The following is a 24,501-nucleotide window of genomic DNA, read 5'->3' on the forward strand; positions in this document are numbered from 1 at the left end:
CGGCGCGCACCGCGCGGCGGTCGCACCGGCCCGGAAGGCACCGACCGGCGGGGCCCGGCAAAGCGGAGTCCCCGCCCGCGCAGCGGACACCCCTCCAGACCCCGTGTGCGGGGCCGTTCGCGGCCCCGCACAGGGCGGCGGCCCGGAGGGACTTCCCTCCGGGCCGCCGTTCGTCCCGTGCTCCGCCGTGCCCTTCGGGCGCCGACGGGGTCGTGACCGCGTTAGTCGTGGAAGGGGAGCTCCTCCGGGGAGAGGCGCTCGAAGTCGACCTCCTCGATGGGACCGCCCTCACGGTCGGTCACCCGGGCCTCCTGGATCATCTCGATGTTGCCGCCCTCCTTGTACTGGACGACGTACACGCCCTGGTGCCCGCCGTGGTCGCCGTCGCTGGAGGAGAACGGCGTGTAGCCGGGCCCCTGCCACTCCTGCGTCTCCATGGCGTCGATCAGGGCCTGCCGGGTGAGGTCCTCGCCCGCGGACTTCAGGACCTGGGCGAACATGACGGCCTGGGTCATGCCGAAGATGTGCGTGTTGGTGAGGGTGCCGCCGTCGCCGTACTCGTCGTAGATCGCGATGAAGAACTGTCCCCAGTCGTCATCCTCGTCCTCCACCCGCGGCATGTAGCTCGTGATGAGCATGTCCTCGAGGAAGGCGTCGGCCGGGACGTCCTCGGCGTCGGAGCCTTCGGTGAACTCGGCCAGCAGCGCCTGCAGCGTCGCGGTGTCACCGCCGATGCTGGAGACCACCCACTGGGGCTCGTAGCCGATCCGGGCGGCTTCGAGCATGGCGAGCGCGGTGAAGGTGGGGATGCAGGAGCAGACGACCACCTCCGCGCCGGAGTTCTCCATCTCCGCGATCTGCGAGCTGAGGTCGGGGACCTCCGACTCGTAGTGCTCCCGGGCCACGACCGCGTCGCTGAGGTACTGGTCGAGACCCGCCTGGGAGTCCTCACCGACGTCGTCGTTCTGGTACAGGTAGCCGACGGCCTCGTCGGGGAAGTTCTCGGCGATGTACTCGCCCTGGATCTTCGCTTCCTTGGTGTAGTCGGTCTGCCACCCGTAGGTGAGCGGGTGCTCCTCGGTGTTGTTCCAGGCCAGGGCGCCGGAGGCCGGGAAGATGTCGGGGACGCCCTCGTCGTTGAGGTAGTCGAGGACACCGCTGTGGGTGGGTGTGCCCAGGCCGCCCACCATCGCGAAGATCTCGTCCTCGATCACCAGCTGGCGGGTGACGTCGATGGTCTGGGACGGGTCGTAGGCGTCGTCCTCGACCCGGTAGTCGATCTCCCGGCCGTTCACACCGCCCTGGGCGTTGACGTAGTCGAACACGGCAGCCGCCCCCTGGGAGACCGCCATGTAGCCGGGCGCGGCCGGTCCGGTCAGGGGCTGGTGGGAGCCGATGACGACGCTGTCGTCGGTGACGCCGGGAGCGACGTCCAGGTCGGCGGCGTCGCCGTCGGTGACCTCACCGGCACCGGTGCAGGCGGTGGCCAGCATGACCAGGGCCAGCCCGGAGGCCAGAAGGGCCCGGGTTCCACTGCGTGTACGCATGGTCTTCTCCTTTACTAGGGGGTCAAGAGGAGTTGCTGCGGGCTCGGAGACTGGCTCTGAGGTTCTGGAGGGCCCCGTGGACGCCCAGGGGCCAGAAGCGCAGGACGAGGATGAGAACGATGCCGAAGAACACGATCGGCAGGTTGTTCTCCGCGTCGGGGCCCATGTTCAGGGAACGGGCCAGGTCGGTGGCCCAGATCTCCAGGTAGACGATGGCGACCGAGGCCCACAGGGCGCCCCACAGACTGCCGATGCCGCCGAGGACCAGGGCCGCGAGCAGGGTCAGCGAGAGCACCAGGGTGAAGGTGCTCGGTGTGACGGTGCCGAGCACGTAGGCCTGGAGACCTCCGGCCAGACCACCTGCGGCGGAGGCGATCACGAAGGCGACCACCTTGGTCTTGCCGACGGGGATGCCCGCCATGGAGGCGGCGGTCTCGTCGTCGCGGATGGCGCGCATCCGTCGGCCGAGCCGGCCGGCGGAGACGGTGGCGAGCACGGCCAGGCCGATGACGACCGTGGTCCACACGACCAGGGCCCGCCACTCGCTGGTGGTCACGATGCCGTCGAGGAAGGGCGGGGCCCCGGCCATGCGGATGTTCAGACCGTTGCTGCCGCCGAGGAAGTCGTGGTAGCGGTGCGTGAGCCCGGGCAGGCCGACGGCGAGGATCAGGGTGGCACCGGCCAGGTAGGGGCCGTGCAGGCGCGCGGTGGCGGCGCCGACCGCGACACCCGCAACGATCGAGACCACGACGATGATGCCGAGGTTGACGACGATCGGCAGTGTCGGCTGGTGCAGGACGAGCAGGGCCATCGAGTAGGCGCCGATCATCATGAACGCGCCGTGGCCGAGGGAGACCTGGCCGGATCCGCCGACGAGCAGTTGCAGGCCCGCGATCGCGAGCATCGTGTACCCCACGGCGGCGATCCGCAGGGCGGTGAGGTCGCCGGTGGCCAGCAGCAGCCCGGTCACGGCGGCGAGGCCGAGGGCGGCCAGCAGCAGGTGGCGGGCGGGCAGGGGCAACGCTCCCCAGCGGGAGGTGCCCGGGGTCCGGGGCGGGTTCGTTCCGGCGCCGGAGGCGGTGGGGCGCTCTTCGCGCTGTGTGGTGGGCGAGGTCATGACTGGCTACACCTTTCGCGCGGTCGGTCGGGACAGGATGCCGTCGGGGCGCACGCTCAGGACGATGACGACGATGGCGAGAGCGGTCAGGGTCGCCAGTTCGGGTCCGACGTAACCGGACACGTAGGACATGCCGAGACCGATGAGCAGGCCGCCGATGACGGCGCCGAAGGGGTTGTCCAGTCCGCCGACCACAGCCGCGGTGATACCGAAGACGAACACGACGTCGAAGACGTTCGGCGAGATGAACGGCGGCCCGGCGAGCATGCCCGCGAGGGCGCCGATGAGGGAGGCGATGCCCCAGCCCGCGGTGAGCATCATGCCGACCTTCACCCCGCTGAGCCGGGCGGCCTCGGGGTGGAAGGCGGCGGCGCGCATCCGCAGCCCGAGCGGGGTGAACCGGTACAGGGCGAACAGCAGCAGGGCGGCGATGCCCACGGAAACCAGCGCGAACACGTCCGAGGGGGCGAAGCGGCCCACGTAGCTGAACGCGTAGCCGAAGCTGTGCTGTTCGTTGCCCCAGATCATGCCGACCCCGCCCTGGACCACCAGGAGGAGGCCGAGGGTGACGATGATGGCGTTGAGCTGGGAGGTGCGGGCGATGGGCCGCACGACCACGCGTTCCACGAAGGCGCCGACGAGCAGACCCGTACCGAGGGCGGCGGCGAAGCCGATCCAGTAGGAGCCGGTGAGCTGGGTGACCGTGAAGGCGGCGTACACCGACAGCAGGGCGAGGGCCGGCTGGGCGAAGTTCACCAGCCGGGTGGCCTGGTAGATGATGACCAGGGCCAGCGCCAGTGCTGCGTAGGCCGCCCCGGACGCCAACCCGTTGAGGGTCAGGGTGATGAAGTAGTTCATGGGTCTCCCTCAGAAGCCGAGGTAGGCGTGGCGCGTACGGTCGTCGGCCAGGAGTCCGCCGGAGGGTCCCTCCGCGGCGACGCGTCCCTGGTTGAGGACGAAGCCGTGGTCGGTGACGGACAGGGCCCCGGCGGCGTTCTGCTCGACGAGGACGACGGTGAGGCCGGTCCGGTCGCGCAGGTCGCGCAGCAGACTGAAGATCTGTTTGGTGATCAGCGGCGCGAGGCCGAGCGAGGGCTCGTCGAGGAGCAGCACCTTGGGCCTGGCCATGAGCGCGCGGCCGATGGCGAGCATCTGGCGCTCACCTCCGGAGAGGGTTCCGGCGGGCCTGGACCGGCGTTCCACCAGGGGCGGGAAGAGGTCCATGACCTCGTCGAGCGTGGTGCGGTCGCGCCGGTCGGAGCGCCACAGGGCGCCCAGGCGCAGGTTCTCCTCCACGGTGAGCTCGACGATCACGCCGCCGCCTTCGGGAACGTGGGCGAGGCCCCGGGTGATGACCTTCTCGGTGGGCAGCCGGGTGATGTCCTCACCCGCCAGCAGGACCTTCCCCGAAGTCGCCCGGTGCAGGCCGGTGAGGGTGCGCAGCAGGGTGGTCTTGCCCGCGCCGTTGGCGCCGAGGACGGCGCACAGGCCGCGTTCGGGCACGTTCAGGCTGACCTCGTCGAGGGCGCGGACCGCGCCGTAGGAGGCGCTGAGGCCCTGCACGCTCAGGAGCGTCTCGCCGGTCGGCGGGGTGCTGTTCAGCGGTGTGTCGCTCATCCGGCGGCTCCGTTCCCGTTGCCGTGCGTGGGTTCGACGGCGGCTCGGCCGCCTCCGGAGGCTTCTTCGGAGGCGGGTGTGCCCAGGTAGGCCTGGGTGACGGCGGGGTCGGCCCGGACCTGGGCGGGGGTCCCGGAGGCGATGACCTTGCCGAAGTTGAGGACCACGATGTGGTCGCAGACCTCCATGACCAGGTCCATGTGGTGTTCGACGAGGACGACCGCCATGTCCTGGCTGAAGCCGCGGATCTGCTTGGCGAGGGTGTCCATCTGCTGGCCGGAGAGCCCGCTGGCGGGTTCGTCCAGGAGCAGGAGTTCGGGTTCGCCGACGCAGGCCCGGGCGAGGGCGACCTGCTTCTGTACGCCGTAGGGGAGGGTGCCGGGCAGGCGGAGGGCGTGCTCGGCGACCCCGAAGCGCTCCAGGGCGGCCATGGCGCGCTCCCTGAGCTCGCGCTCCTCGCGGTGGTGCCGGCCCAGGCCGCTGAGGAGGGAGAACGCGCCGCCCCTGGCGAGGCGGTCGGCGCCGACCATGACGTTCCCCAGGACGGACATCATCGGGAAGAGGTTGAGGCCCTGGAAGGTGCGGGCGATCCCGGCCCTGGCCAGGTGGTGCGTCCGCTTTCCGGGCGTCGGCGCCCCCTTCCAGGAGATGGTTCCGCCGGTGGGGCGCAGCACCCCGGACAGGACGTTGAAGAGGGTCGTCTTGCCGGCTCCGTTGGGGCCGATGAGGCCGACGACGGAGCCCGGCTCGACCTGGAGACCGACGTCGTCGAGCGCCGTGAGCCCTCCGAAGCGCACGGTCACCCCGTCCGCTCTCAGGAGATGTTCCGGTGCGGTCGTTGTCATGACTGCCTTTCTCTCGGTTGCGACCAGAGAACCCGTACCGACCAGTTGGTATGACCCTGTTGGTATGCGGGGGCGCCGTCCGCCTCGTCGCGGCCGGCCCCGGGATGGTTCAGTTCAGGAGACGGGCCAGGTCCACCCGGGACCTGATGTTGAGCTTGCGGAAGATGCCCCGCAGGTGGTGCTCCACGGTGCGGGGGCTGATGAACATGTGCGCGGCCACCTCGCGGTTGGTCGCGCCCTCGGCCACCAGCCGGGCGATCTGCTGCTGTTGGGCGGTGAGCTCCCCGGTGGCGGGGGGCTCGGGGCTGCGCTCGGCGGTACCGATGGCGCGCAGCTCGGCGCGGGTCTGTCGGACCCACAGCCGGGCACCGAAGCGCTCGAAGGTCTCCAGCGCGTCATACAGGTGTTCCCGGGCCCGTCCGGGTAGGCGGGCCCGACGTAGGAAGGCTCCGAAGAGCAACTGGGTGCGTGCGTGTTCGACGTCGTCGTCCCCGCAGGCCCGGTGCAGGGCGAGCGCGGCCTCGAAGTGGTCCGCCGCCTCGTCGCCCGCCGCGAGCAGGGCGTCCCCGCGCGCGGCCAGGGCCAGCGCGCTCGGGCTGTCCACGGCGTCGGCCCAGCCCCGGTACCCGGCCTGGGAGGCGCTCGCCCACTCGGTCTCACCCATGCGGACCGCGGCCTCCACGAAGTGCGGGGCGGTGAGCAGGCGCATGGTGGGGTGGCCGTGCCCGGGCCCGGCGTGCACCAGGGAGCGCAGCCGGAAGAAGGCCTCTGCGGCGTTGCCCCGCGAGAGCTCCAGGACGGCCAGGGCCCAGGCGGCCAGCGCGGCGGGCAGGCCGAGGCTGTTCTCCCCGGCCTGGGCGGCGACCGCCCGCGCCCGGATCCGGCAGGTGTCAACGTCGCCCTGGATGGCGGCGATCATCGCCAGCGACGCCAGGTGCTGGGTCGCCCAGATGGACTGTCCGGACTCGCGGGAGGAGCGCAGACCGGCCAGCGCGGTCCCGGCGGCCGAGGGGAAGCGTCCGCTCCAGAACTCGGAGAAGACGAGGAAGGCCAGGGCCGAGGGGACGAAGGAGTGCTCTCCCCGGGAGCGGGCGGCCTCCACCGCGCGGGAGGTGATGGTGCGGACGTAGGGCGTGTCGGCCAGGCGCAGACCGCAGATGCCCGCCCACACCATCTCCGAGGGCTCGTTCATCTCGTTCGAGAGCCGGACGGCCTCGCGCAGCAGCGGGGTCGAGTTCACGTAGTCGCCCCGGAAGGAGACCGTGCACCCCTCCAGGTAGGCCGCTATCAGCCGCATCGAGGCCGAGTCGTCGGGCCGGACCAGGGGGACGGCGAGGTCCGACGCCTTCTTGTGGCGGACCGGGTCGCCCGCGTAGGAGGCGCTGTCGGCCGACCGCACCAGCGCGCGCAGGGCCAGGTTCCGGTCGTGCGGGACGAGGTCGCGGCCCACCTGGTACAGCCGTTCCGCCGCGTCGATCGCGTTGCAGTCCCGCATGTCGAACTCGGCCTCGATGAGGGCGACGGTGGCCCGGCGCCGGTCCGAGACCGCGAGCGGCCGGGCCTGGCCGAGCAGGCGGGCGGCGCGGGCGGAGTCGCCGGCGACGTAGGCCTCGTAGGAGGCGGTGGCCAGACGGCAGGTGCGTTCGTCGGGGTCGGGGGTGAGGGCGGCGGCGCGCTCGTTGGTGTGCGAGGCCGGAAGCGGCCCTTCCAGGCGCTTGGCGCGCCGGGCGGCGGACGCCACGTCGTCGGCGAGCGCGGCGTCGGGGGCGTCGGCCCCGCAGGCGGCGTGCCGGGCGAACTCGACCGGCGAGTACTCGCGGTCGGTCACCCCGGCCAGGGCGCGGTGGGCCTCGCGCAGCCGGCCGGCGGGGGTGCCCTGGGCGATGGCCTTGCGCAGGAGGGGGTCGACGAAGAGCACGGCGTCCCCGGCCACCCGGACCAGGCCGCGTTCCTCGGCCGGTTCCAGGGTCGTGACGGAGGCGCCGGGGCCGCCCGCGGCGTCGAGCAGCCGGTGGACCCGGGGTTCGGCGGCCAGCGCCGCGAGCAGGAGGATCCGCCGCGTCTCCTCGGGCAGTTCCCGGTAGGGGGCGAGCTGGGCCGAGCGCAGGCGGGCGGTCAGGGGCAGGGGGTCGGGCAGGGGCCGGTCGCCCTGGACCTGCTCCGTGGTCAGGGCTGACAGGAAGCCGAGGACGGCGGCGGGGTTGCCGTGGGCGGCGAGGACCAGCGCGGCGCGGACCGAGGAGGCCAGGTGGGCGGGGGCCCGGTCGGTGAGGACGTCGTGCACCGCACGGTCCTCCAGGGGGGCGAGCACGTGTTCGGTGACCCCAGGGACCAGGGCCGTGTCGGCGCCCTCGCCGCGGACGGCCCCCTCCGGGGCATCGGTCCGCCGGGGGCCGACGGGTTTCCCGCGTCCGGCGCAGGCGGCGAACACCGCGGCGACACGGGTCCCGGTGAGCCGCCGGGCGACGAAGGCCAGGGCGTCGAGGGAGGCGCCGTCGAGCAGGTCGGCGTCGTCCACGCACAGCAGGAGGGGCTGCTCGGCTCCGATCAGGGAGAGGAGTTCGAGCAGGGAGGTGTAGAGCGCGAACCGGTCGGTGTCGGCGACGCCGCCGCGGGTGAGGGCCTCGCGGAGGAGGTCCCGCCGGGGCGCTGGGAGCCGGTCGAGCACGGGTTCGACGGGACGGAGGAGGCGCTGGAGTCCGGAGAGGGCGAAGTCCGCCTCGTCGGCGACCCCGGCCACGTGCAGGACGGTGAAATCACCTGCGGTGTTCCGGGCCTCGTCGATGAGGACGGTCTTGCCGTGGCCCGGGGCTCCCGTGAGGAGTACGGACGCGCCTCGGCCGGACCTCGCGTCGCCCAGGGCGTCAGCGAGGATCCGTCGTTCGGCGTTCCGGCCCCGGAGGCGTACTCTCGGGTGCTCCGCGTACCTTTCTGTCACGTTGATCACATTCGCACAGCTCGCCCCTGTTACGGCAGGTCTCTATGGTCACACTGGTCGTTTCACCGATACCCGCACGGAGTCGCACACGGTACTCGCGCGGTGGGGCCCCGGGGCCCTCGGGGTATCCGCGACCGGAGGCCCCCAGAGCGCGGAACCCGGTGTCCACCTGCGCTTCCGACACCCGGTGAAGTGACGCCGGTCACCGTCGAACCCCCGGCGGACACCCCTCGCAGGCCGCCGCCCGACCCGATCCCGGTTATCAAGACGTTACGTGCGTGCAACACCTCACCCGCGAAACCGGCAAACCGTACATACAACCCTCCGGATAGCTTTTTGTCCTCCCGGGGACACTGTCCCGGCCGTGCCGCGCGGGATATCCAGTGCGGGACGCACTGGATCGGACAGCCGGAGGACCCGTATGGAGAACTGCTCCCTGACAGCGGACGAGCGAGCCGTCCCCGTCGGCAGCGCGAACCGACCCCTCACGTTCGGTGTGGAGGAGGAGTTCTTCGTCGTGGATCCGCGCACGCGCCGCATCCTCTCCCGGGCCCCCGACGTCCTGGCCCGCACCCGGACGCTCGGGGCCCACCTGTGCGGTGAGTTCACCGGCGCCCAGGTGGAGGCCAACAGCCCCGTGTGCACCACCGCCGAGGACGCCCGCGCCTTCCTGGAGAGCGCGCGGGGCGAGCTCCGCCGAGCCGCCGGCGACGCTGGACTGGCCGTGGCCGCCACCGGCACCGCCGTTCTCGGCGACCCCGGGGCGGCCGCGGTCAGCAGGGGCCGCCGCTACGCCGACATCGCCGCCTACTTCGGCGCCCTGCGCGACGCCCACGTGGTGTGCGGCTGCCACGTGCACGTCGGCATCCCCGACCGGTCGACCGCCGTGGCCGTCAGCGACCACCTCCGCCGGTGGCTGCCCTTCCTCGTCGCCCTCTCCGCGAACTCGCCCTTCCAGTCCGGCAGGGACACCGGCCACGCCAGCTGGCGGACCGTCTCCTGGAACCGCCTGCCGTCCGCCGGGCCGCCGCCCCTGCTGCGCACCCTGAGCGGGCACGAACGCGCGGTCCGGGGTCTGGCCGCCAGCGGGGCGATCCTGGACCGGCACATGGTCTACTGGGACATCCGCCTCTCCGACCACCTGCCCACCCTGGAGATCCGGGTCGGCGACGTGGCCGCAACCGCGGAGGAGGCCCTGCTCTCCGCCACCCTCACCCGGGGGCTCGCCGCCCGGGCCCTGGCCGACGTGCGGCACGGCGTACCCGCCCCCGACCTCAGCGGCCAGACCCTGCGGGCCGCCGTGTGGCGCGCGGCCAGGGACGGTCTGGAGGGCGTCGTGCCCGACCCGTTGACCGGCGAGGCCCTGACCGCGAGCGCCGCGATGGAGCGGGTCCGCGGAGCCGCCTTACCCGGCCTGGCCCTCACCGGCGACACCGACCTGGTGTCCTCCCTGCTCGACCGGGTACTGACCGCCGGATCGGGCGCGGCCCGGCAGCGCTCGGCCTACGCGCGCAGGGAGCGGATGAGCGACGTGGTGGACCACCTCGTCGCCCAGACCGGTGAGGGCCTGCGGTGAGCGCCGTCCGGCCCGGCGCTAACCGCCCCGGACCGGACCCGCGCCCAGCTCCGCCGCGGTGGGCGGGTCCGCGCCCTCCCTGGTGACCGTGTACGCGGCCACCGCGGCCGCGTAGGACAGCAGACCGGTCAGGTCGTCCCCGGTCAGGCCGGACAGGCGGCTCCGGGGGCCGGACCCCAGCCGACCGTCCGTGTCCAGACGGTGGAGCAGGGCGCCCATGAAGGAGTCGCCCGCGCCCACGGTGTCCACGACCTCCACCTCCGGAGCGCGGACCGAGACGGCCACCCCTCCGGCGAGGGCGAGCGCTCCGTCCCCGCCGAGGGTGACCACGACCAGGGAGGGGCCGAGTGCGGCGAGTGCGCGTGCGGCCTGCTCGGGGGTGTGTCCGGGGTAGAGGAAGTCGAGGTCCTCGTCGCTGGCCTTGACCACGTGCGCGTGGGCGGCGTGGCGCAGGGCCAGGGCGCGGGCGGCGTCCGGGTCACCGACCACGTCCTGCCGGATGTTGGGGTCGAGGGTGACGGTAACCCGCCCCCGCTCGTGTTCGCGCCGCAGCAGCTCCCCGATCCGGGAGGCCCCGGGTTCCCGGAACAGGGCGATCGAGGCCGCGTGCACGGCCCGGACCCCCTCACCCGGGGACTCCGGTAGTTCTCCCGGACCCCACCGCCAGTCCGCCGCGTCGTCCATCCGGAAGTCGTAGCGGGCAGAACCGTCCGCGGCCAGCGTGGCCAGGGCCAGCGCCGACGGCTCCGACGCGGTGACCAGGCCGGAGGGGTCCAGCCCCTCGGCCAGGAGGCGGTCGCGGATGAGGTCGCCGAAACCGTCCGAGCCGATCCGGGCGAGCAACCGGGTGGGCAGGCCCAGCCGGGCCGCGGCCACCGCCGTGTTGGCCGGGCCTCCCCCGGGGGCCGCGCGTAGGATGCCGGGCCCGTGCTCGGTGGGCAGCAGGTCCATGACGTTCTCCCCGACCACGAGGAGCCGGGCCGATCCGGCGCTCATGCCGTCCCTCCGTTCCGACGCGCGGCGGGCAGGGCCGCCGCGATGGAGCCCGCGAGCCCGATCTGGGGCAGGAGCGCGGCCTGGTAGGCGTGGTAGACGTCCGGTTTGCCCGCCCACACCGAGCCCGAGGGCTGGTTGGCCGGATCGAGTTCGTGCCGCCAGCTGCCGTGTTCGCGGTCCACGTGGAACCGGTCCGCGTAGGACCACCAGCGGTCGTAGTGCCCGGTGTAGGCCTCGTCCCCGGTGCGCCGGGCCAGCGTCCACGCGGTCATGGTGGCCTCGGCGACCACCCAGTGCATGCGCTGGCGCACGACCGGCCGGTCCTGCCAGTCCAGCGTGTAGGCGAACCCCTCCGCACCGTCGACCGCCCAACCGCGGCGGACGGCGTTGGCGAAGAGGAGTTCGGCGTCGCCGAGCAGCCAGTCCGGGGCGCTCTCCCCCGCGCGTTCCAGTGCGAGTTCGAGGTGGACGAGGAGACGGGCCCACTCCAGGAGGTGGCCGGTGGTGCTGCCGAACGGCCGGAACGGGTGGTCGGGGCGGTCCCGGTTGTAGTCCGGGAGCGGCTTCCAGTCCGGGGTGAAGTGCTCGGGCAGCCGCCAGTCGTGCGCGGCGGCCACCCCGTGCACCAGGCGTTCGGCGACGGCCAGGGCCCTACGGGTCCAGAGGGCGTCCCCGGTGGCGTCGGCCGCGGCGAGGAACGCCTCGACGCAGTGCATGGCGCTGTTGGCCCCGCGGTAGGGCTCGGTCGCGCTCCAGTCCGCGTCCCAGCTCTCCCGGACGCAGGCCGCCTCCTCCTCCCAGAAGTGCTCGTCGACCACGCGCAGGGCCTCGTCGAGCAGTCCGCGCGCGCCGGGGCGGCCGGCGAGGACGGCGGAGGACGCGGCGAGGACGACGAACGCGTGCGGGTAGGCGGACTTGTCCGGGCGCTTGCCCCCGGCTTCATGGGAGCGCTCCCGGAGCTCGTTCGCGGCAGCCTCCTCCGGCACCTGGTCGAACCACCCGCCCAGGTCGGCGTCGCGCAGCGGCCCGGAGAGGGCGGCCAGGCCGTGGTCGGCGAGCTTCGCCGCTCCGGCGTCGCCGCGCAGGTGCGCGAGGGAGAACACGTGCGTCATGCGCGCGGTGATCCAGGTCTCGGTCGGGCGGTCGGGCTCCACCTCGCCCCGGGCGTCCAACCAGCCGAACCCGTCGGGGACCGCGGCCCCCGCGGCGAACTCGGCCAGGTGCCGCTCCTGAGCCCTCAGCCAGGCGGGATCGCCCGGTACCGGATGTGTCGATGCGGTCAAAACCAGTGCCTCCTCGGGAGTCGTTGCGCGCGTAACCGTATCCCGTGCCCGACCCTGTGGGGAAGGCCGAGGTGCGCCGTTGACCGGCGCGAAGACGGGTCCCGTCCGGTTGCGGCACCGCCTCGTCCGGTGGTTACGTCTGTCCGGGCCGCCCCGGGAACGCCCGCGTCCGAGCGTCCGGGGGCCGAGGCGCCCACACCACCAGGAACGCCCAGGAGGCAGACAGTGATGCTCGCTGCGGGGGAGACCCCCGTGTACCTAGGCCCCATCGTGGCCCTGCTCGTCACCGCGGGGCTCATCGGGGCGCTCTTCGTCCGGTTGAAGGTCGTCCCCATCGTCGGGTTCCTCCTCGCGGGCGTCCTGATCGGCCCGCACCAACTGGGGGTGGTCGCGGACGAGAGCCAGGTGGAGGCGGCTGCCGAGATCGGTGTCATGCTGCTGCTGTTCACCATCGGCGTGGAGTTCTCCGTCGAACGCCTCGCCAGGATCAAGAGGTTCGTGCTCGGCGGCGGCACCCTCCAGGTCCTGCTGACCACCGCCGTCGTGACCGCCCTGTGCACGGTGTTCGGGGTCGACTGGCGGGTCGGCGTCTTCACCGGGTTCCTCGTCGCCCTCTCCTCCACCGCGATCGTGCTGAAGGTGGTCGCGGCGAAGGGTGCCACCCAGCAACCGGTGGGCCAGGCCTCGGTGGGCACCCTCATCCTCCAGGACCTCGCCGTCATCGTGATGGTCCTGCTGATCCCGATCCTGGGCGGCCAGAGCGAGGGGGTGTGGGGCATCGTCCGGGCCCTGGGCACCGCCGCCCTGGTCCTGACCGCCGTGATCGTCATCGCCCGCAAGGTGATGCCCCCGCTGCTGGAGCGGGTGGCGCGCCTGTGCTCCCCCGAGGTCTTCCTGCTGTCCATCGTGGCCATCGCCCTGGGCGTGGCCTACCTGACCTCGCTGGCCGGGGTCAGCGACGCGCTGGGGGCCTTCCTCGCCGGGATGGTGCTGAGCGAGTCGCGGCACAGCGCCCACGCGCTGAGCGAGATCATGCCGCTCCAGATGATCTTCAGCGCCGTCTTCTTCGTGTCCATCGGCATGCTGCTCGACGTCGCCGTGCTGGCCCAGCTGTGGTGGATGGTCCTGCTGGCCGCCCTCGCCGTCGTGGTCGTCAAGATGGTGACCGCCTACGCGGCGATCTCCGTCCTCCGGGTCGGAGCGCCGACGGCGGTGGGAGCGGCCTTCCTCCTCGCCCAGATCGGAGAGTTCTCCTTCGTCCTCCAACAGGTGGGCGCCGAGTACGGGCTGAGCCCTGCCGGAATGGGAGCCGACGGCGACCAGTTGCTCGTGGCCGTCACGGTCGTCCTCATGACAGCCACGCCCGCGCTCGGAGCGCTCGGCGAGCGCCTGGCCAAGCGGGTGGGCGGGCGGACGGGCGGGCGTCCCGCCCCGGCGGACGGCCGGAGCGCACCGGAACCCGGCGACACCCGGGACCGGGTCCTGGTCTCCGGCTGGGGCCAGGTGGCCCGGCACCTGTCCTCCTACCTGCGGTCCAACGACGTCCCGGTGACGGTGACGACCCTCAACCCGGACCTGGCGGCCCAGGCCGAGGCCGAGGGGCACACCGTCGTCCGCGGGGAGGTGACCAAGGCGAGCGTCCTGCACGAGATCGACATGGACCGGGTGAAGCTGATCGTGGTCGCCGAGAACACGGCGGAGGAGGCCACCCACATCGCCCACATCCTGGGCGGGGTCGCCCCCGGGGTCCCGATCGTGGTGCGCCCCGTGGACACCCCGGACGTCCCCGGCCTGTACGAGGCGCACGCCGACCGGGTGGTGGACACCCAGCGAGCGGTGACCGAACCGCTGGGCCGTACGGTCCTGGACCTGCTCGGCATCGGCCGCGCCGGGGCGAAGCGCCCCGACCCCACCGTGATGTCCCTGTTCACCCCGGACCCGGACTCCTCCTGCGTGCACGCCGAGAACCTCCAGCCCGTCCTGCCGAAGAGCCCCGGATGCACCGAGTGCCTGCGCCAGGGCAGGCGCGACTGGGTCCACCTGCGCCTGTGCGCCCACTGCGGTTTCGTGGGCTGCTGCGACGACTCCCCCGGCAGGCACGCGACCGGCCACGCCGAGGGGGTCGGCCACCCGGTCGCGACCTCGGTGGAGCCCGGCGAGGACTGGGCCTGGTGCTACCTGGACTCGGTCAGGATCGAACCCGCGACGGGCTGAGGAGCCGGTCCCCGGCACGACAGGTCCAGCGGATGTGTCCGGCGACGGCGAGCGGGTCGTCGGCCATCGGGATGTGCCCGGCCCCGATCAGCGACACCATGCGCGCCCCGGGTATCCGCCGGTGCGCGTGCCCGGCGCCGGAGGGCGGCAGCATCCGGTCCCGGTCGCCCCAGGCGACGGTGACCGGGCAGGGGATCGGGCGCGCCGTGAAGTCGTAGTCGGCGACACGGGGCACCAGCCGCACGTAGGAGCCGCCGGGTTCGAGCTCCCGGACGCCGAACCGGGCGGTCCTGGCCCCGGGGGAGGCGGGGTCGCCGCGCAGTGCCCTGCGCGCGGCGGCCCGAGCGGGCGGGGTGTCGGCCAGCCGCTCCCGGACCGTCAGGGGGACGCGGGCGGCGAGGTTGGCCGCCAGACCGGCCGTGCGCATGCCCCAGCGGGCGAACCTGTCGGAGAAACCGGCCGGGGAGAACACCGTCACCGAACCGGCGACCCCCTGGACCCCCAGTTCCAGGGCGATGGAGCCGCCCAGGGAGTTGCCCGCCAGGTGCGGGCGCTCGAAACCGTGGAGTTCGCAGAACTCCCGGACCACCCGCACGAGGCCGGCCACGTCGTAGGGTTCGTCCCGCTCCGGGGCCGGGGACTCGCCGAAGCCCGGCAGGTCCACGGCGACGACCTCGTAGTCACCGGTCAGGCGGGGAGCCACGGCCCGCCAGCTCTGTCGGCGGTCGCCGAGCCCGTGCAGGAGGATCACCGGTCGGCCGCTGCCCCACCGGTCGTAGGCGATGTTTCCGGGGTTCATGCCACCGGTCTACCCGAAGCGCTCCGCCCCGCCGTCGGCGACAGGCCGTGCGGTCGGGCCGGGCCGGGGCCCGGTTCGGCCGCCGTGGCGGGCCCCGGCCCCGGGACGGCCGTCAGCGCTGCCACGCCCACAGCCGGGGACGTTCCCCGGCCGGGCCGGGTACGCGCGGGGCCGCGGTCAGCAGCAGCCCGGACACCACGGCCACCAGGCCCAGCACCGGGGCCAGCCCGAAGCCCAGCCCGGCCACCGTCAGCGCCAGCAGGCCCCCGCCGATCAGCGCCGCGGCGGCCAGCGCGCGCACCGTCCCGGGGTCGCCGCCCAGGACCTTCGGCGGCTCCTCGAACCGCACCGCCCAGTGCGCCAGCGGAAGGATCAGCGGCAGCAGGACCGCCACACCGAGCACGCCCCACAGCAGCCACAGCCCGGTCATCGGCTCGGGCGTGTCGACGCCCAGGCCGTACACCAGGACCCCCGCGACCACGCTGATCGGGAGCATGTGCCACAGGTACACCGTCATCAGCTGCGGCGAGACCCGGTCCAGCATCCTGGCCGGTCCGGAGCGGTCCGTCCACGCGGCGATCCGGTCCCGGAGCAGCATCGCGACCCCGACCTGCACCGCGCCCGCCGCGGCCAGCACCAGGGTCGGCGGGGCCACGTTCGAGTTCTCGGCGGCGAACACGCCGGTCATGTTCAGCGAGTAGGGCCCCGCGGTCACCAGGACCACGGCGGCGACGGCACCGGCGCCGGCGAACCACGCCGCGTGGGAGCGTCGGATCGCCCCCGTCGCGTACCGGAAGCCGAGCTGGTGCACGGCCAGCCAGACGAACGCCACGTTGAGGAAGCCGAAGGCGTCCACACCGGACGCGTACCGGGCGGAGTCGACGAGCACGGCACCGGTCAGCAGGCCGACCGGGACCCACCAGCCGAACCGGTCCTGCGCAGCCGCCAGCAGCGGCGTGGCCACGACCACCAGCACGTACGTGGCCAGGAACCACAGCACCATGCCCGCCGCGCCCGCACCGACCAGCACCGGCTGTTCGGGGGCTCCGGCCAGCACCAGCAGGTGGCAGGCGAGGATCCACACCACCGCGAGGGGGACCACCGGCCACGCCAGCCTCCGCAGCCGCTTGGCCCACCAGACCGAGGCGGACTCCCCCCGGGCCGAGGCCGAACGCCAGCTGATCAGGTTCGCGGCACCGCCCACGAAGAAGATCAGCGGCATGACCTGCGAGACCCAGGTCAGCGCGAAACCGCCCGGGGTGCTCAGGACGCTGCCCGCGGCGAGTTCGCCCTCGGACTGCACGGTCAGTACCGGCAACCACCAGTGCTGGGCGACCACCAGGACCATGACGAACAGGCGCAGGGCGTCGAGGAAGCGGTCGCGGCCCCCGCCCGGAGCGGGCGAGGTGCGCACCGGTGCGGCGGTGCGGCCCGGGGAGGGGGTGGGGGGCCTGCCCCCGTCTGTCGGTTCGACGGTCACGGTCATCGGCTGGCGCTCCTTGGTTCTACCGGACTCGGGCCGACCCGGGTACGCGGCGGTGCCCTCGTCGTACTGCCCGGGGTCAGGGGGGTGTCGACACGTTCCGGCGTGTCGTGTGTCCACGAACGCACACCGGTACGGGTCATCGAGACGGTGACGCGTCGTCGGAAACGACACTAGGTGCGACGACGGATTGTTCGCGAGGGCCCTGGAACCCCTCCCGTCCCCACGGCCTGCCCACCCTCGTGAGGTGGTGCCAGCACCACCGGTGCTCCGGAGGCACCGGCGGGAAGGGGCCGGGCGGGCCCGGACGCGGTCAGGGCGCCGTGGGCAGGGCCCGCTTGTGGGCGGTCGCGCGGTAGCGGTCGACGAGGGTGCGTACCACCTGGTCGGAGACCGGGAGGCCTTCGAGGAAGTCGTCGATCTGATCGTAGGTGAGGCCCAGGGCCTCCTCGTCGGGCTTCTGCGGGGCGAGCGTCTCCAGGTCGGCCGTGGGCACCTTGCGCACCAGGTCGTCCGGGGCGCCCAACCGGGCGGCGACCGCGCGCACCCGGCGCTTGGTCAGACCGGTCAGGGGGACCAGGTCCGCCCCTCCGTCACCGTACTTGGTGAAGAAGCCGGTGACCGCCTCGGCGGCGTGGTCGGTGCCGACCACGAGGCCGCGCAGCCCGCCAGAGACCGCGTACTGGGCGATCATCCGCTGCCGGGCCTTGACGTTGCCGACCACGAAGTCCTCCGCCGCGGCGTCGGCGTAGGCCATGCCCGCCTCGGTGAGCGAGGCCGCCATGGCGTCGGTGGCGGCCCGCACGTCCACGGTCAGGCAGCGGTCGGGGGCGCCGAACTCGACCGCCCGGACGGCGTCCTTCTCGTCCTTCTGGGTGCCGTAGGGCAGGCGCATCGCCACGTACTCGGCCGTGTGCCCGGCCTCCCGGGCCCGGTCGACGGCCAGGCGGCACAGGCGTCCGGCCGTAAGCGAGTCCACCCCGCCGCTGATCCCCAGGACCAGGGCGCGGGCGCCGGTCGTGGTGAGCCTCTCGGCGAGGAAGGCCGTGCGGCGCGCGATCTCGGCGTCGGCGTCGAAGCTCGCGGGAACCTCGAGGTCGCGGATGATCTCGCGGCGCTCCTGGCTCAGATCGGTCTCGGTCACGTGCGCTCCCTGCGTGTGGTGCATGCGTCCCCCGATTATCACCCGTCCCGGGGAGCGCTTCACCATCCGGGCCGGTGATCGCCCGGGTGTTCGGCCCCCGAACAGGTCAGGCGTCGGAGCGCAGGCGGCGGGCGAACCGCTCGTAGTCCACCACCAGGCCGTTGCCGTCCACGGACAGCCGGTACTCGCCGTGGAGGGGGTCCCGGTAGGTGTACCGCTCCAGCCCGTCCTCGGCCGGGTACCGGGTGTAGCGCTGGCGGACGCGGCGGACCCGCAGGGAGGGGATGTCGATCCACACCACCGCGATGTCCCGGTGCTCGCCGGGGCGCAGCCCGAGTCGGCGGATGGGGAGCGTGTTCGTCAGGGGGGTGGCGGCGACGTCGACGTCCAGGCATCCCACCAGCTCGGCGAGGGGGCGGCCGTCGGCGTCGGTCCAGTGGCCGTCCTGGGCCCGGAGGGTGACGGACTCCGGGCCGGAGGCGGACAGCACCTCGGCCCGGACCTCACGGGTCGTCCAGGCCAGGTCCGTGCGGACGGTGAAGCGGGTGAAGAAGCGCTCCTCCCCCTCCACCACGGTCTCCCCCGCCTCCAGCCGGTGACCGTCCGGTTCGGGCAGGAGCGTGCCGAGCCCCAGACCCTCGGGGACGTCGGTGCGGGTCCAGGCTGCCGGGTGTTCCGTCAGTGACGACATGTCACCGTTCTACCGTTCCCGGGCGGGGGACGCCAGAGCGCCAGCGGCCCCGTGCCGCATGCGACACGGGGCCGGAAGCCGTTCGTTACGGGCCCGGGGCCGCCACCCCCCGCGGAGCGTGGGTCCCGGGCCGGAGGGGACGGGGTCAGGCGGTCGGTTCGGCCGCCGGGGCGCGGCCCTGGCCGATCTCGCGGACGACCTTGTCGAAGTCCTCCTCCATCTGCGCGCTGACCCGGCCGAGGCCGTTGAGGGCGAAGATGGCGACGAAGCTGAGGATGACGGCGGGCACCATGGCGTACAGGCCGGTTTCGAGGTAGGCGCTGTCGACGATGTCCCAGATGATGGCGGTCGCGCCGCCGACGACCATGCCCGCGAGCGCACCGACCCAGGTCATGCGCTTCCAGAACAGGGCCAACAGCAGGACCGGGCCGAAGCCGGCGCCGAAGCCCGCCCAGGCGTAGCCGACCAGGTCCATGACGGACTGGTTGCCCCACAGGGCCACACCGGCGGCGACCGCCGCGACGGCGACCACGGTGCCGCGGCTGATCCACAGCAGCGACTTGGGCGAGGCGTTCTCGTTCACGAAGGCCTTGTAGCCGTCCTCGGTGAGGGTCGAGGCTGCCACCAGGAGCTGGGAGTCGGCGGTGCTCATCACGGCGGCGAGGATGGCGGCCAGCAGCAGACCGGCGACCAGCGGGTGCGTGAGCGCCTCGATCAGGCGCGGGAAGACCTGCTCGGGGGTGTCGAGCGGGGTGTCGAAGTAGGCGATGCCGATGAAGCCGACCACGACGGCCAGGGCCATCGCGGAGACCGCCCAGGCCACACTGACGAAACCGGCCTTGGGGATGTCCCTGACCGAGCGGATGCCCATGAAGCGGGCCAGGATGTGCGGCTGGCCGAAGTAGCCGAAGCCCCAGGCCAGACCGGAGACGATGACGACCCAGCCGAGGGTCTCGGTGGAGACCCAGGCGCCGGCGTCGGTGTCCAGGGCGGCGCCGCCCACGGCGGACAGCAGGTCCTCGCCATTGGCCGCCACCCCGTCGGCGAGGCCGGAGAAGCCGCCGATGCTGGTGAGGGCCATCACCGGGACGACCAGCAGGGCGGCCCACATCATGACGGCCTGGATCACGTCGGTGTAGGAAACCGCGAGGAACCCGCCGAGCACCGTGTAGAGCACGACGATGCCGACGCCGATCACGATGGCCGGGGCCGGGGACAGACCGAAGACCTGGTCGAAGAGGGCGGCCATGGCGACGAGGCCGGAGGCGACGTAGAAGAAGTAGAAGACGATGATGAGCACGGCCGAGACGGCGCGCAGGGCCCGTGAGCGGTCGTTGAAGCGGTTCTCCAGGAAGGAGGAGAGCGTCAGCGAGTCGGACTCACCGCCGAAGCGGGAGTCGCTGACCCGCTCGGTGTAGACCCGCAGGCGCGGGGCGATCAGGATCCAACTGCCCGCGAATCCGGCTGCCAGGCCGACGGCGATCCAGGCCTCTCCGAGACCGGAGACGTAGATGGCTCCGGGGAGTCCCAGCAGCAGCCAGCCGCTGAAGTCGCTGGCGTTGGCGCTCAGTCCGGCGACCCAGCTGTTGAGCTGTCGTCCACCGAGCACGAAGTCGGACTGCGAGACGGTCCTCCGGTAGACCCAGAGCCCGATGGCCACCATGACGGCGAGGTACACGCCGAAGGTCGCGACTGACGCGAGCATGGAGTCGTTCACCCGTCTCCTCCTTTCCCTTGGAGCGCGGCGACTGTGCTCACGCGCGCTTGACGAACTTTGTCCGTGATCATCACCTCTCGTAGCCCGGACCACAATGCCCTGTGTGCGGAACAACACCTGTTCGAGACCTCACCGAGTTCTTGACCAGGCATTATTGTCCGCTTGGCCATCGCCGGGAACGTCCGTTTGTCTGATCGGACATACGCGACATCCGGTAATCGGACCACTGGCTGTGCGGGGCCTGCGGGGCCGGGGAGGACGTCCGGCCGGAACCCGGTCCGCCGAGGGCGGCGGGAGAAGGTGGTGGGCGGGGGCGAGGAGGGCTACCGTTACGGCATGGACGCACAGCCCGCCGCCATCCGCGCACGCAGCATAGGACCGTCCGGGATATGTCCTCGCGGGGAGCACGACTGGCAGCCCTCGTCCCCCGGGTCGGCCCGACACCTGTGCACCAGGTGCAACTCGATGATGACCCGGAACTACACCCCGGATCCGGTTCCGGCAGCCCCGGAGGCGGACTGACCCGCCAAGCGGCCCGGCCCCGGGTCCGGAAGGTCCCGCGCGCCTCTGGCTACGCCTCGCTTCGGGTGACGCCGAGCAGGGCGCGCCACTCGTCTGACGGAAACGCCAGGTGCCCTGCGGTCGGGTTCTGGGAGTCGCGGACAGCCGCGCCGGTCGGTGCGCCAGCCACCTCGACGCAGTCTTGTGTCTGTCCTCCGCTGTAGCTGGACTTGCGGAAGACGAGGTCGGAACGCTCAGACATGGTCACCTCTTCTGCTGGGGGGCACAACTTGCCTCCAAGGATCGCACCCTCGCGTTTGGCATCAGCAGAGTTCCCTGGGGCTTCGAGCACGACCGCCGGGAGTGGTGGGGTTCTGCTTCCTGGCCAGACGGAGGGGTTCGCCCCCGCTCCCTTCCGAGCCTTACGCCCCCGGGGTAGAGTGAGCGCGGGACATGCATCGGGTATGCATGACGAAGAACCCCCGGCTCCGGCCGGGGGTTCTTTGTGTCTATAGGGCTACTTGCGAGTAGTGGTCAGCAGAGCCGCCCACTCGCTGCTGGGGAACGAGATGTGCCCGAGCTCCCTGTTCTGGGTGTCACGGACAGCCGCGCCGGTCGGTGCGCCAGCCACCTCGACGCAGTTCTCCTGTCGGCCACTGCTGTAGCTGGACTTACGGAACTTCAGTTCGTGGGACATGGCGAGCATCGGGTGCTCCTTCTCAGATCAGGTCACGGACTCCAGCACTTCAGCGATGAACTCCATGGAGTCGTCGACGGAAAGCGCGGAGGCCTGAGCGTAGTCGTACATCAGCTCATGCTGGCGGATGTCGTCTTCCTCTTCCAAGAACAACGTGTTCAGGCCGCTGGTCTCCAGGTATACACAGCTCGGGTCCTCTGGGAAGTCCAAGACCGTGAACCCGCCGGGCATCACCGCGTGCGGGCCGAGCCGGTTGGGAAGCACTTGGACCCGAAGATTCGGGCGCTGCACGTCAATCAGGTACTGGAGCTGATCGGCCAGATCTGGTGTGACCTTGCGGAGCGCAGCTTCATCGACTACAGCCCACAGCTTCGGTGCATCCGGCCGGGCGAGAATCTGCTTCCTGATCATCCGCGCTTCAATGGCTCGGGCAACGGCATCTTCGTCAGTGATGCCGTGGCCTCGGATGACCGCGCGGGCGTAGGACTCGGTCTGGAGTAGACCCGGAATAAGCAAGGTCTCGACAGTACGGATGGCAGACGCTTCCATCTCCAGCCCGACGTAGGCGCCCTTACCGAGCACGTCCTGGTAACCCACCCACCAGCCCTTGAGTCGGGACTGTTCAGCGAGCGTGATGTAGGCACTGCGCTCATCAGGATCGTCGACCTCGTAGACGTCGAGGAGCTTCTCGATGTCGCCAGGCGCCGGAAGTACCCACTCGTTGCGTTCCATGCGGGTGAGCTTGCCTCGGGAAAACCCGGCCTTCTTCGTGGCCGCGTCCGAGGTCAGCCCGGCGGCCTCCCGTAGCTCGCGGAGTTTCCTGGCCAGGCGTCGGCGGCGCACGGTGGGGCTGCCAGCCACGTGGTCGTCTCCCCTCAGTCCTTCAGCAGTACGCCTTGATCCTATGGCTGAGCGCTGAGAATCAGACATTCCACACACCTCTCACATTAAGACTGGCAACTCTCATTTATTTCAGCGATCATTCTAGATCTGAGCATTGCATATTTCTGCGCAATGGGTAACTATGGCTCTACCCGATGCTCTTGCCGGACCTCCCATCCGGCATCTGAACCCAGGAGTTCGCCATGCAGCGATACCTGAACCTGTCCGAGCTGGCACACGTGCGCTGGCTGACCACCGAAACCACGCGCCGCCGACGCCCCCGCCGCCCCCGCCGGGCCTCCCGGGTCCGTGCCTTCGCCCCGCTTCCCCGCATCCCCGCACCGCGCCGCCCGCTGGAGGCCGCTCCCCTGGACCTCCTCCACGCCGTCCTGGCCGGACTGCACCGCCTGGGGGCGGCCCGATGAACCACGTGTGCGACATCCGCGAACTGCCCGACACCGACGCGCTGCGGACCTGGGCGCGCACCCACCACACCGCGATCGGCTACGTGGGCCCCGACGCCGAGGGCTACCCCGTCTACGAGGCCCACCGGGGCCACGTCACCCGCCTGGCGCGGGGCACCGAGCGCGACCCCCACTCTCACCCGCTGGTGTGGCACTCCCCGCTGGAGCGGGTCCGGTGAGCGCCCGCCCCGGCACCGACCGGGTCCTGGACGAACTCATCGCGGGCCGCTGGATCCTGACCATCGAGGGCGCCCCGCCCGACACCGAGTACGTGGCCTACCGGCCCATCGGCTGGACCGGCCCCGGCAACCCGCACGAACGCATCGCCGCACCCACTCGGCCCCGACTCCTGGCCGCGCTGATCGACCACCACAGGAACGGAGAAACCCCCGTGGCTGAGCCCAAACCCAAGCCCGCCCCCAAGCCCACCGCACCCGAGCACACCGCACCCGGGACAGGCCCGGACCGACCGCTCACCCCCAGCGAGCACCGACACGACCAGGCCATGGCCCGCTACGGCCGCTACCAGGACCAGACCGCCCCACCGGAACAGACACAGGACCGGGCGGACAACACCCGTGGCTGAGCCCCAGCACGTGGACGCCCTGCTGACCTCCGTCGAGGTCGCGGCCCTGTTCCGGGTGGACCCCCAGACCGTCTCCCGGTGGGCCGCAGCGGGCAAGCTCACCTCGCTGCGCACCCCGGGCGGACACCGCCGCTACCACGCAACCCAGGTCCACGCCCTACTCACGGACCGCACGACCACCACCTAGACCCGGACACGCGAACGGCCCGGGGCGCGCGCCCGCCCCGGGCCGTTCAGGGGAGAACCAGCGCTCTCCCCGGAGAGGACCTAGTCCCAGTCCAGGCCGCCACCCGTCTGGTACTCGATCACTCGGGTCTCGAAGAAGTTCTTCTCCTTCTGGAGGTCCATCATCTCCGACATCCACGGGAACGGGTTCTCCGTCTCACCGAAGATCGGGGCCAGGCCGATCTGCTCGGCGCGGCGGTCGGTGATGAAGTGCATGTACTTCTCGCACAGCTCGGAGTTGAGCCCCAGCACGCCGCGCGGCATGGTCTCGCGGCCGTAGGCCACCTCCAGCTCGCAGGCCTCGGTGAGCATCTGCCGGACCTCGGCCTGGAACTCCTCGCTCCACAGGTGCGGGTTCTCGATCTTGATCTGGTTGATCACGTCGATGCCGAAGTTCAGGTGGATCGACTCGTCGCGCAGGATGTACTGGTACTGCTCGGCGATACCGACCATCTTGTTGCGGCGGCCCAGCGACAGGATCTGCGCGAAGCCCGTGTAGAACCACATGCCCTCGAAGATCACGTAGAACGCGACCAGGTCACGCAGGAAGGCCTGGTCGGCCTCGGGCGTACCGGTGCGGAACTCCGGGTCCTCCAGGTTCTGGGTGTACTTGAGCGCCCAGGCGTCCTTCGCGGTGATCGAGGGGACCTCGCGGTACATGTTGAAGAGCTCGCCCTCGTCCAGGCCCAGGCTCTCGCAGATGTACTGGAAGGTGTGCGTGTGCACGGCCTCCTCGAAGGCCTGGCGCAGCAGGTACTGGCGGCACTCCGGGTTGGTCAGCTGGCGGTACACGGCCAGGACGATGTTGTTCGCCACCAGCGACTCGGCGGTCGCGAAGAAACCGAGGTTGCGCTTGAGCATGAGGCGCTCGTCCTCGCTCAGCCCGTCCTTGGACTTCCACAGCGCGATGTCGGCCTGCATGGCGACCTCGGTGGGCATCCAGTGGTTGTTGCACCCGGACAGGTACTTCTCCCACGCCCAGGTGTACTTGAGGGGCAGCAGCTGGTTGACGTCGGCGCGGGCGTTGATCATCGACTTGTCGTCGACGTTCACGCGCTCGGCGTCGCGCTCGATCTCGCCCAGGCCGCTGGTGGCGGCGGCGCTGTTCTCGGAAACCGCGGTCATGCTCGGTACTTTTCCGTTCTCCGGTCGTGCCGGTGTCGTCTCGGGGAGGGGCTG

23 protein-coding genes are annotated in these 24,501 nt (G+C 71.9%); 6 read left to right on the forward strand and 17 right to left on the reverse strand.

Features of this window, described 5'->3' with window-relative positions; all coding sequences use genetic code 11:
- Positions 1–221 precede the first annotated feature (221 nt).
- The 6 genes from AC0VYD_RS25165 to AC0VYD_RS25190 all read right to left on the reverse strand — a co-directional run bounded on the left by AC0VYD_RS25165 (position 222) and on the right by AC0VYD_RS25190 (position 8,064).
- On the reverse strand, positions 222–1,547 hold the full coding sequence (locus tag AC0VYD_RS25165) for an ABC transporter substrate-binding protein (RefSeq protein ID WP_475477788.1): 1,326 nt from the start codon (positions 1,545–1,547) through the stop codon (positions 222–224).
- Between the two features lie 22 nt (positions 1,548–1,569).
- Complete coding sequence (locus tag AC0VYD_RS25170; RefSeq protein ID WP_475477789.1) at positions 1,570–2,664, reverse strand: branched-chain amino acid ABC transporter permease; 1,095 nt, start codon at positions 2,662–2,664, stop codon at positions 1,570–1,572.
- Between the two features lie 6 nt (positions 2,665–2,670).
- Entirely contained in the window at positions 2,671–3,522 is an 852-nt protein-coding gene (locus tag AC0VYD_RS25175; protein WP_452543380.1) for a branched-chain amino acid ABC transporter permease, read from the reverse strand.
- Between the two features lie 9 nt (positions 3,523–3,531).
- A complete protein-coding gene (locus tag AC0VYD_RS25180; RefSeq protein ID WP_475477790.1) occupies positions 3,532–4,281 on the reverse strand; it encodes an ABC transporter ATP-binding protein in 750 nt (249 codons plus the stop codon).
- Entirely contained in the window at positions 4,278–5,126 is an 849-nt protein-coding gene (locus tag AC0VYD_RS25185) for an ABC transporter ATP-binding protein (protein ID WP_475477791.1), read from the reverse strand. Before AC0VYD_RS25185 ends, AC0VYD_RS25180 begins: the two co-directional genes overlap by 4 nt.
- A gap of 109 nt (positions 5,127–5,235) precedes the next feature.
- The gene (locus tag AC0VYD_RS25190) at positions 5,236–8,064 is read right to left on the reverse strand and encodes a helix-turn-helix transcriptional regulator (RefSeq protein ID WP_475477792.1); all 2,829 of its coding nucleotides are present in this window, start codon (positions 8,062–8,064) and stop codon (positions 5,236–5,238) included.
- A 421-nt stretch (positions 8,065–8,485) separates the two neighbouring features.
- Here AC0VYD_RS25190 and AC0VYD_RS25195 point away from each other — a divergent pair, with 421 nt between their 5' ends.
- A complete protein-coding gene (locus AC0VYD_RS25195; RefSeq protein WP_475477793.1) occupies positions 8,486–9,640 on the forward strand; it encodes a carboxylate-amine ligase in 1,155 nt (384 codons plus the stop codon).
- Positions 9,641–9,658: 18 nt separating this feature from the next.
- Here the strand turns inward: AC0VYD_RS25195 and AC0VYD_RS25200 are convergent, their stop codons facing one another.
- Positions 9,659–10,636: a carbohydrate kinase family protein gene (locus tag AC0VYD_RS25200; RefSeq protein ID WP_475477794.1), complete on the reverse strand. Its 978-nt coding sequence runs from the start codon at positions 10,634–10,636 to the stop codon at positions 9,659–9,661.
- Entirely contained in the window at positions 10,633–11,919 is a 1,287-nt protein-coding gene (locus AC0VYD_RS25205) for an AGE family epimerase/isomerase (RefSeq protein WP_475477795.1), read from the reverse strand. The genes AC0VYD_RS25200 and AC0VYD_RS25205 overlap by 4 nt, the downstream gene beginning before the upstream one ends.
- Positions 11,920–12,171: 252 nt before the next feature.
- Here AC0VYD_RS25205 and AC0VYD_RS25210 point away from each other — a divergent pair, with 252 nt between their 5' ends.
- Entirely contained in the window at positions 12,172–14,133 is a 1,962-nt protein-coding gene (locus AC0VYD_RS25210; RefSeq protein WP_475477796.1) for a cation:proton antiporter domain-containing protein, read from the forward strand.
- Here AC0VYD_RS25210 and AC0VYD_RS25215 read toward each other — a convergent pair.
- The 8 genes from AC0VYD_RS25215 to AC0VYD_RS25250 all read right to left on the reverse strand — a co-directional run bounded on the left by AC0VYD_RS25215 (position 14,108) and on the right by AC0VYD_RS25250 (position 22,026).
- The gene (locus tag AC0VYD_RS25215) at positions 14,108–14,932 is read right to left on the reverse strand and encodes an alpha/beta fold hydrolase (RefSeq protein ID WP_475477797.1); all 825 of its coding nucleotides are present in this window, start codon (positions 14,930–14,932) and stop codon (positions 14,108–14,110) included. The two genes, AC0VYD_RS25210 and AC0VYD_RS25215, sit on opposite strands and share 26 nt — an antisense overlap.
- A 112-nt stretch (positions 14,933–15,044) precedes the next feature.
- Positions 15,045–16,418: an acyltransferase family protein gene (locus AC0VYD_RS25220; RefSeq protein ID WP_475477798.1), complete on the reverse strand. Its 1,374-nt coding sequence runs from the start codon at positions 16,416–16,418 to the stop codon at positions 15,045–15,047.
- 310 nt (positions 16,419–16,728) lie between these two features.
- Entirely contained in the window at positions 16,729–17,559 is an 831-nt protein-coding gene (gene nadE, locus AC0VYD_RS25225; RefSeq protein WP_475477799.1) for an ammonia-dependent NAD(+) synthetase, read from the reverse strand.
- A 106-nt stretch (positions 17,560–17,665) separates the two neighbouring features.
- Positions 17,666–18,250: a putative glycolipid-binding domain-containing protein gene (locus AC0VYD_RS25230; protein ID WP_191267785.1), complete on the reverse strand. Its 585-nt coding sequence runs from the start codon at positions 18,248–18,250 to the stop codon at positions 17,666–17,668.
- A gap of 145 nt (positions 18,251–18,395) precedes the next feature.
- On the reverse strand, positions 18,396–19,955 hold the full coding sequence (gene putP, locus AC0VYD_RS25235) for a sodium/proline symporter PutP (protein ID WP_475480369.1): 1,560 nt from the start codon (positions 19,953–19,955) through the stop codon (positions 18,396–18,398).
- A gap of 583 nt (positions 19,956–20,538) precedes the next feature.
- Positions 20,539–20,730 (reverse strand): DUF397 domain-containing protein, encoded by a 192-nt coding sequence (locus AC0VYD_RS25240; protein ID WP_475477800.1) that lies wholly within the window; start codon positions 20,728–20,730, stop codon positions 20,539–20,541.
- 255 nt (positions 20,731–20,985) lie between these two features.
- On the reverse strand, positions 20,986–21,174 hold the full coding sequence (locus AC0VYD_RS25245; protein WP_475477801.1) for a DUF397 domain-containing protein: 189 nt from the start codon (positions 21,172–21,174) through the stop codon (positions 20,986–20,988).
- An 18-nt stretch (positions 21,175–21,192) separates the two neighbouring features.
- The gene (locus AC0VYD_RS25250; protein WP_475477802.1) at positions 21,193–22,026 is read right to left on the reverse strand and encodes a helix-turn-helix domain-containing protein; all 834 of its coding nucleotides are present in this window, start codon (positions 22,024–22,026) and stop codon (positions 21,193–21,195) included.
- Positions 22,027–22,250: 224 nt separating this feature from the next.
- On the opposite strand from AC0VYD_RS25250, the gene AC0VYD_RS25255 reads away from it, so the two are divergent.
- From AC0VYD_RS25255 to AC0VYD_RS25270, 4 genes are read left to right on the forward strand one after another with little or no spacing between them, the layout of a single operon-like run.
- Positions 22,251–22,472, forward strand: coding sequence for a hypothetical protein (locus AC0VYD_RS25255; RefSeq protein ID WP_475477803.1), 222 nt, complete (start codon positions 22,251–22,253; stop codon positions 22,470–22,472).
- Positions 22,469–22,690 carry a hypothetical protein gene (locus AC0VYD_RS25260; protein WP_475477804.1) on the forward strand — a complete coding sequence of 74 codons (222 nt, stop codon included), beginning with the start codon at positions 22,469–22,471 and terminating at the stop codon, positions 22,688–22,690. The genes AC0VYD_RS25255 and AC0VYD_RS25260 overlap by 4 nt, the downstream gene beginning before the upstream one ends.
- The gene (locus tag AC0VYD_RS25265; RefSeq protein WP_475477805.1) at positions 22,687–23,097 is read left to right on the forward strand and encodes a hypothetical protein; all 411 of its coding nucleotides are present in this window, start codon (positions 22,687–22,689) and stop codon (positions 23,095–23,097) included. The genes AC0VYD_RS25260 and AC0VYD_RS25265 overlap by 4 nt, the downstream gene beginning before the upstream one ends.
- A complete protein-coding gene (locus tag AC0VYD_RS25270; protein WP_475477806.1) occupies positions 23,090–23,284 on the forward strand; it encodes a BldC family transcriptional regulator in 195 nt (64 codons plus the stop codon). Before AC0VYD_RS25265 ends, AC0VYD_RS25270 begins: the two co-directional genes overlap by 8 nt.
- An 80-nt stretch (positions 23,285–23,364) precedes the next feature.
- Here AC0VYD_RS25270 and AC0VYD_RS25275 read toward each other — a convergent pair whose 3' ends face one another.
- Positions 23,365–24,447: a ribonucleotide-diphosphate reductase subunit beta gene (locus AC0VYD_RS25275; RefSeq protein ID WP_475477807.1), complete on the reverse strand. Its 1,083-nt coding sequence runs from the start codon at positions 24,445–24,447 to the stop codon at positions 23,365–23,367.
- Positions 24,448–24,501 lie beyond the last annotated feature (54 nt).

The sequence above is a fragment of the Nocardiopsis sp. iso_40 genome, assembly GCF_056173285.1.

What these genes read in the sequence shown, in the direction of transcription:
- AC0VYD_RS25165 (WP_475477788.1), bottom strand. Translation starts at nt 1,547, where the DNA reads ATGCGTACACGCAGTGGAACCCGGGCCCTTCTGGCCTCCGGGCTGGCC.
- AC0VYD_RS25170 (WP_475477789.1), bottom strand. Translation starts at nt 2,664, where the DNA reads ATGACCTCGCCCACCACACAGCGCGAAGAGCGCCCCACCGCCTCCGGC.
- AC0VYD_RS25175 (WP_452543380.1), bottom strand. Translation starts at nt 3,522, where the DNA reads ATGAACTACTTCATCACCCTGACCCTCAACGGGTTGGCGTCCGGGGCG.
- AC0VYD_RS25180 (WP_475477790.1), bottom strand. Translation starts at nt 4,281, where the DNA reads ATGAGCGACACACCGCTGAACAGCACCCCGCCGACCGGCGAGACGCTC.
- AC0VYD_RS25185 (WP_475477791.1), bottom strand. Translation starts at nt 5,126, where the DNA reads ATGACAACGACCGCACCGGAACATCTCCTGAGAGCGGACGGGGTGACC.
- AC0VYD_RS25195 (WP_475477793.1), top strand. Translation starts at nt 8,486, where the DNA reads ATGGAGAACTGCTCCCTGACAGCGGACGAGCGAGCCGTCCCCGTCGGC.
- AC0VYD_RS25200 (WP_475477794.1), bottom strand. Translation starts at nt 10,636, where the DNA reads ATGAGCGCCGGATCGGCCCGGCTCCTCGTGGTCGGGGAGAACGTCATG.
- AC0VYD_RS25215 (WP_475477797.1), bottom strand. Translation starts at nt 14,932, where the DNA reads ATGAACCCCGGAAACATCGCCTACGACCGGTGGGGCAGCGGCCGACCG.
- AC0VYD_RS25220 (WP_475477798.1), bottom strand. Translation starts at nt 16,418, where the DNA reads ATGACCGTGACCGTCGAACCGACAGACGGGGGCAGGCCCCCCACCCCC.
- AC0VYD_RS25230 (WP_191267785.1), bottom strand. Translation starts at nt 18,250, where the DNA reads ATGTCGTCACTGACGGAACACCCGGCAGCCTGGACCCGCACCGACGTC.
- putP (WP_475480369.1), bottom strand. Translation starts at nt 19,955, where the DNA reads ATGCTCGCGTCAGTCGCGACCTTCGGCGTGTACCTCGCCGTCATGGTG.
- AC0VYD_RS25240 (WP_475477800.1), bottom strand. Translation starts at nt 20,730, where the DNA reads ATGTCTGAGCGTTCCGACCTCGTCTTCCGCAAGTCCAGCTACAGCGGA.
- AC0VYD_RS25245 (WP_475477801.1), bottom strand. Translation starts at nt 21,174, where the DNA reads ATGCTCGCCATGTCCCACGAACTGAAGTTCCGTAAGTCCAGCTACAGC.
- AC0VYD_RS25255 (WP_475477803.1), top strand. Translation starts at nt 22,251, where the DNA reads ATGCAGCGATACCTGAACCTGTCCGAGCTGGCACACGTGCGCTGGCTG.
- AC0VYD_RS25260 (WP_475477804.1), top strand. Translation starts at nt 22,469, where the DNA reads ATGAACCACGTGTGCGACATCCGCGAACTGCCCGACACCGACGCGCTG.
- AC0VYD_RS25275 (WP_475477807.1), bottom strand. Translation starts at nt 24,447, where the DNA reads ATGACCGCGGTTTCCGAGAACAGCGCCGCCGCCACCAGCGGCCTGGGC.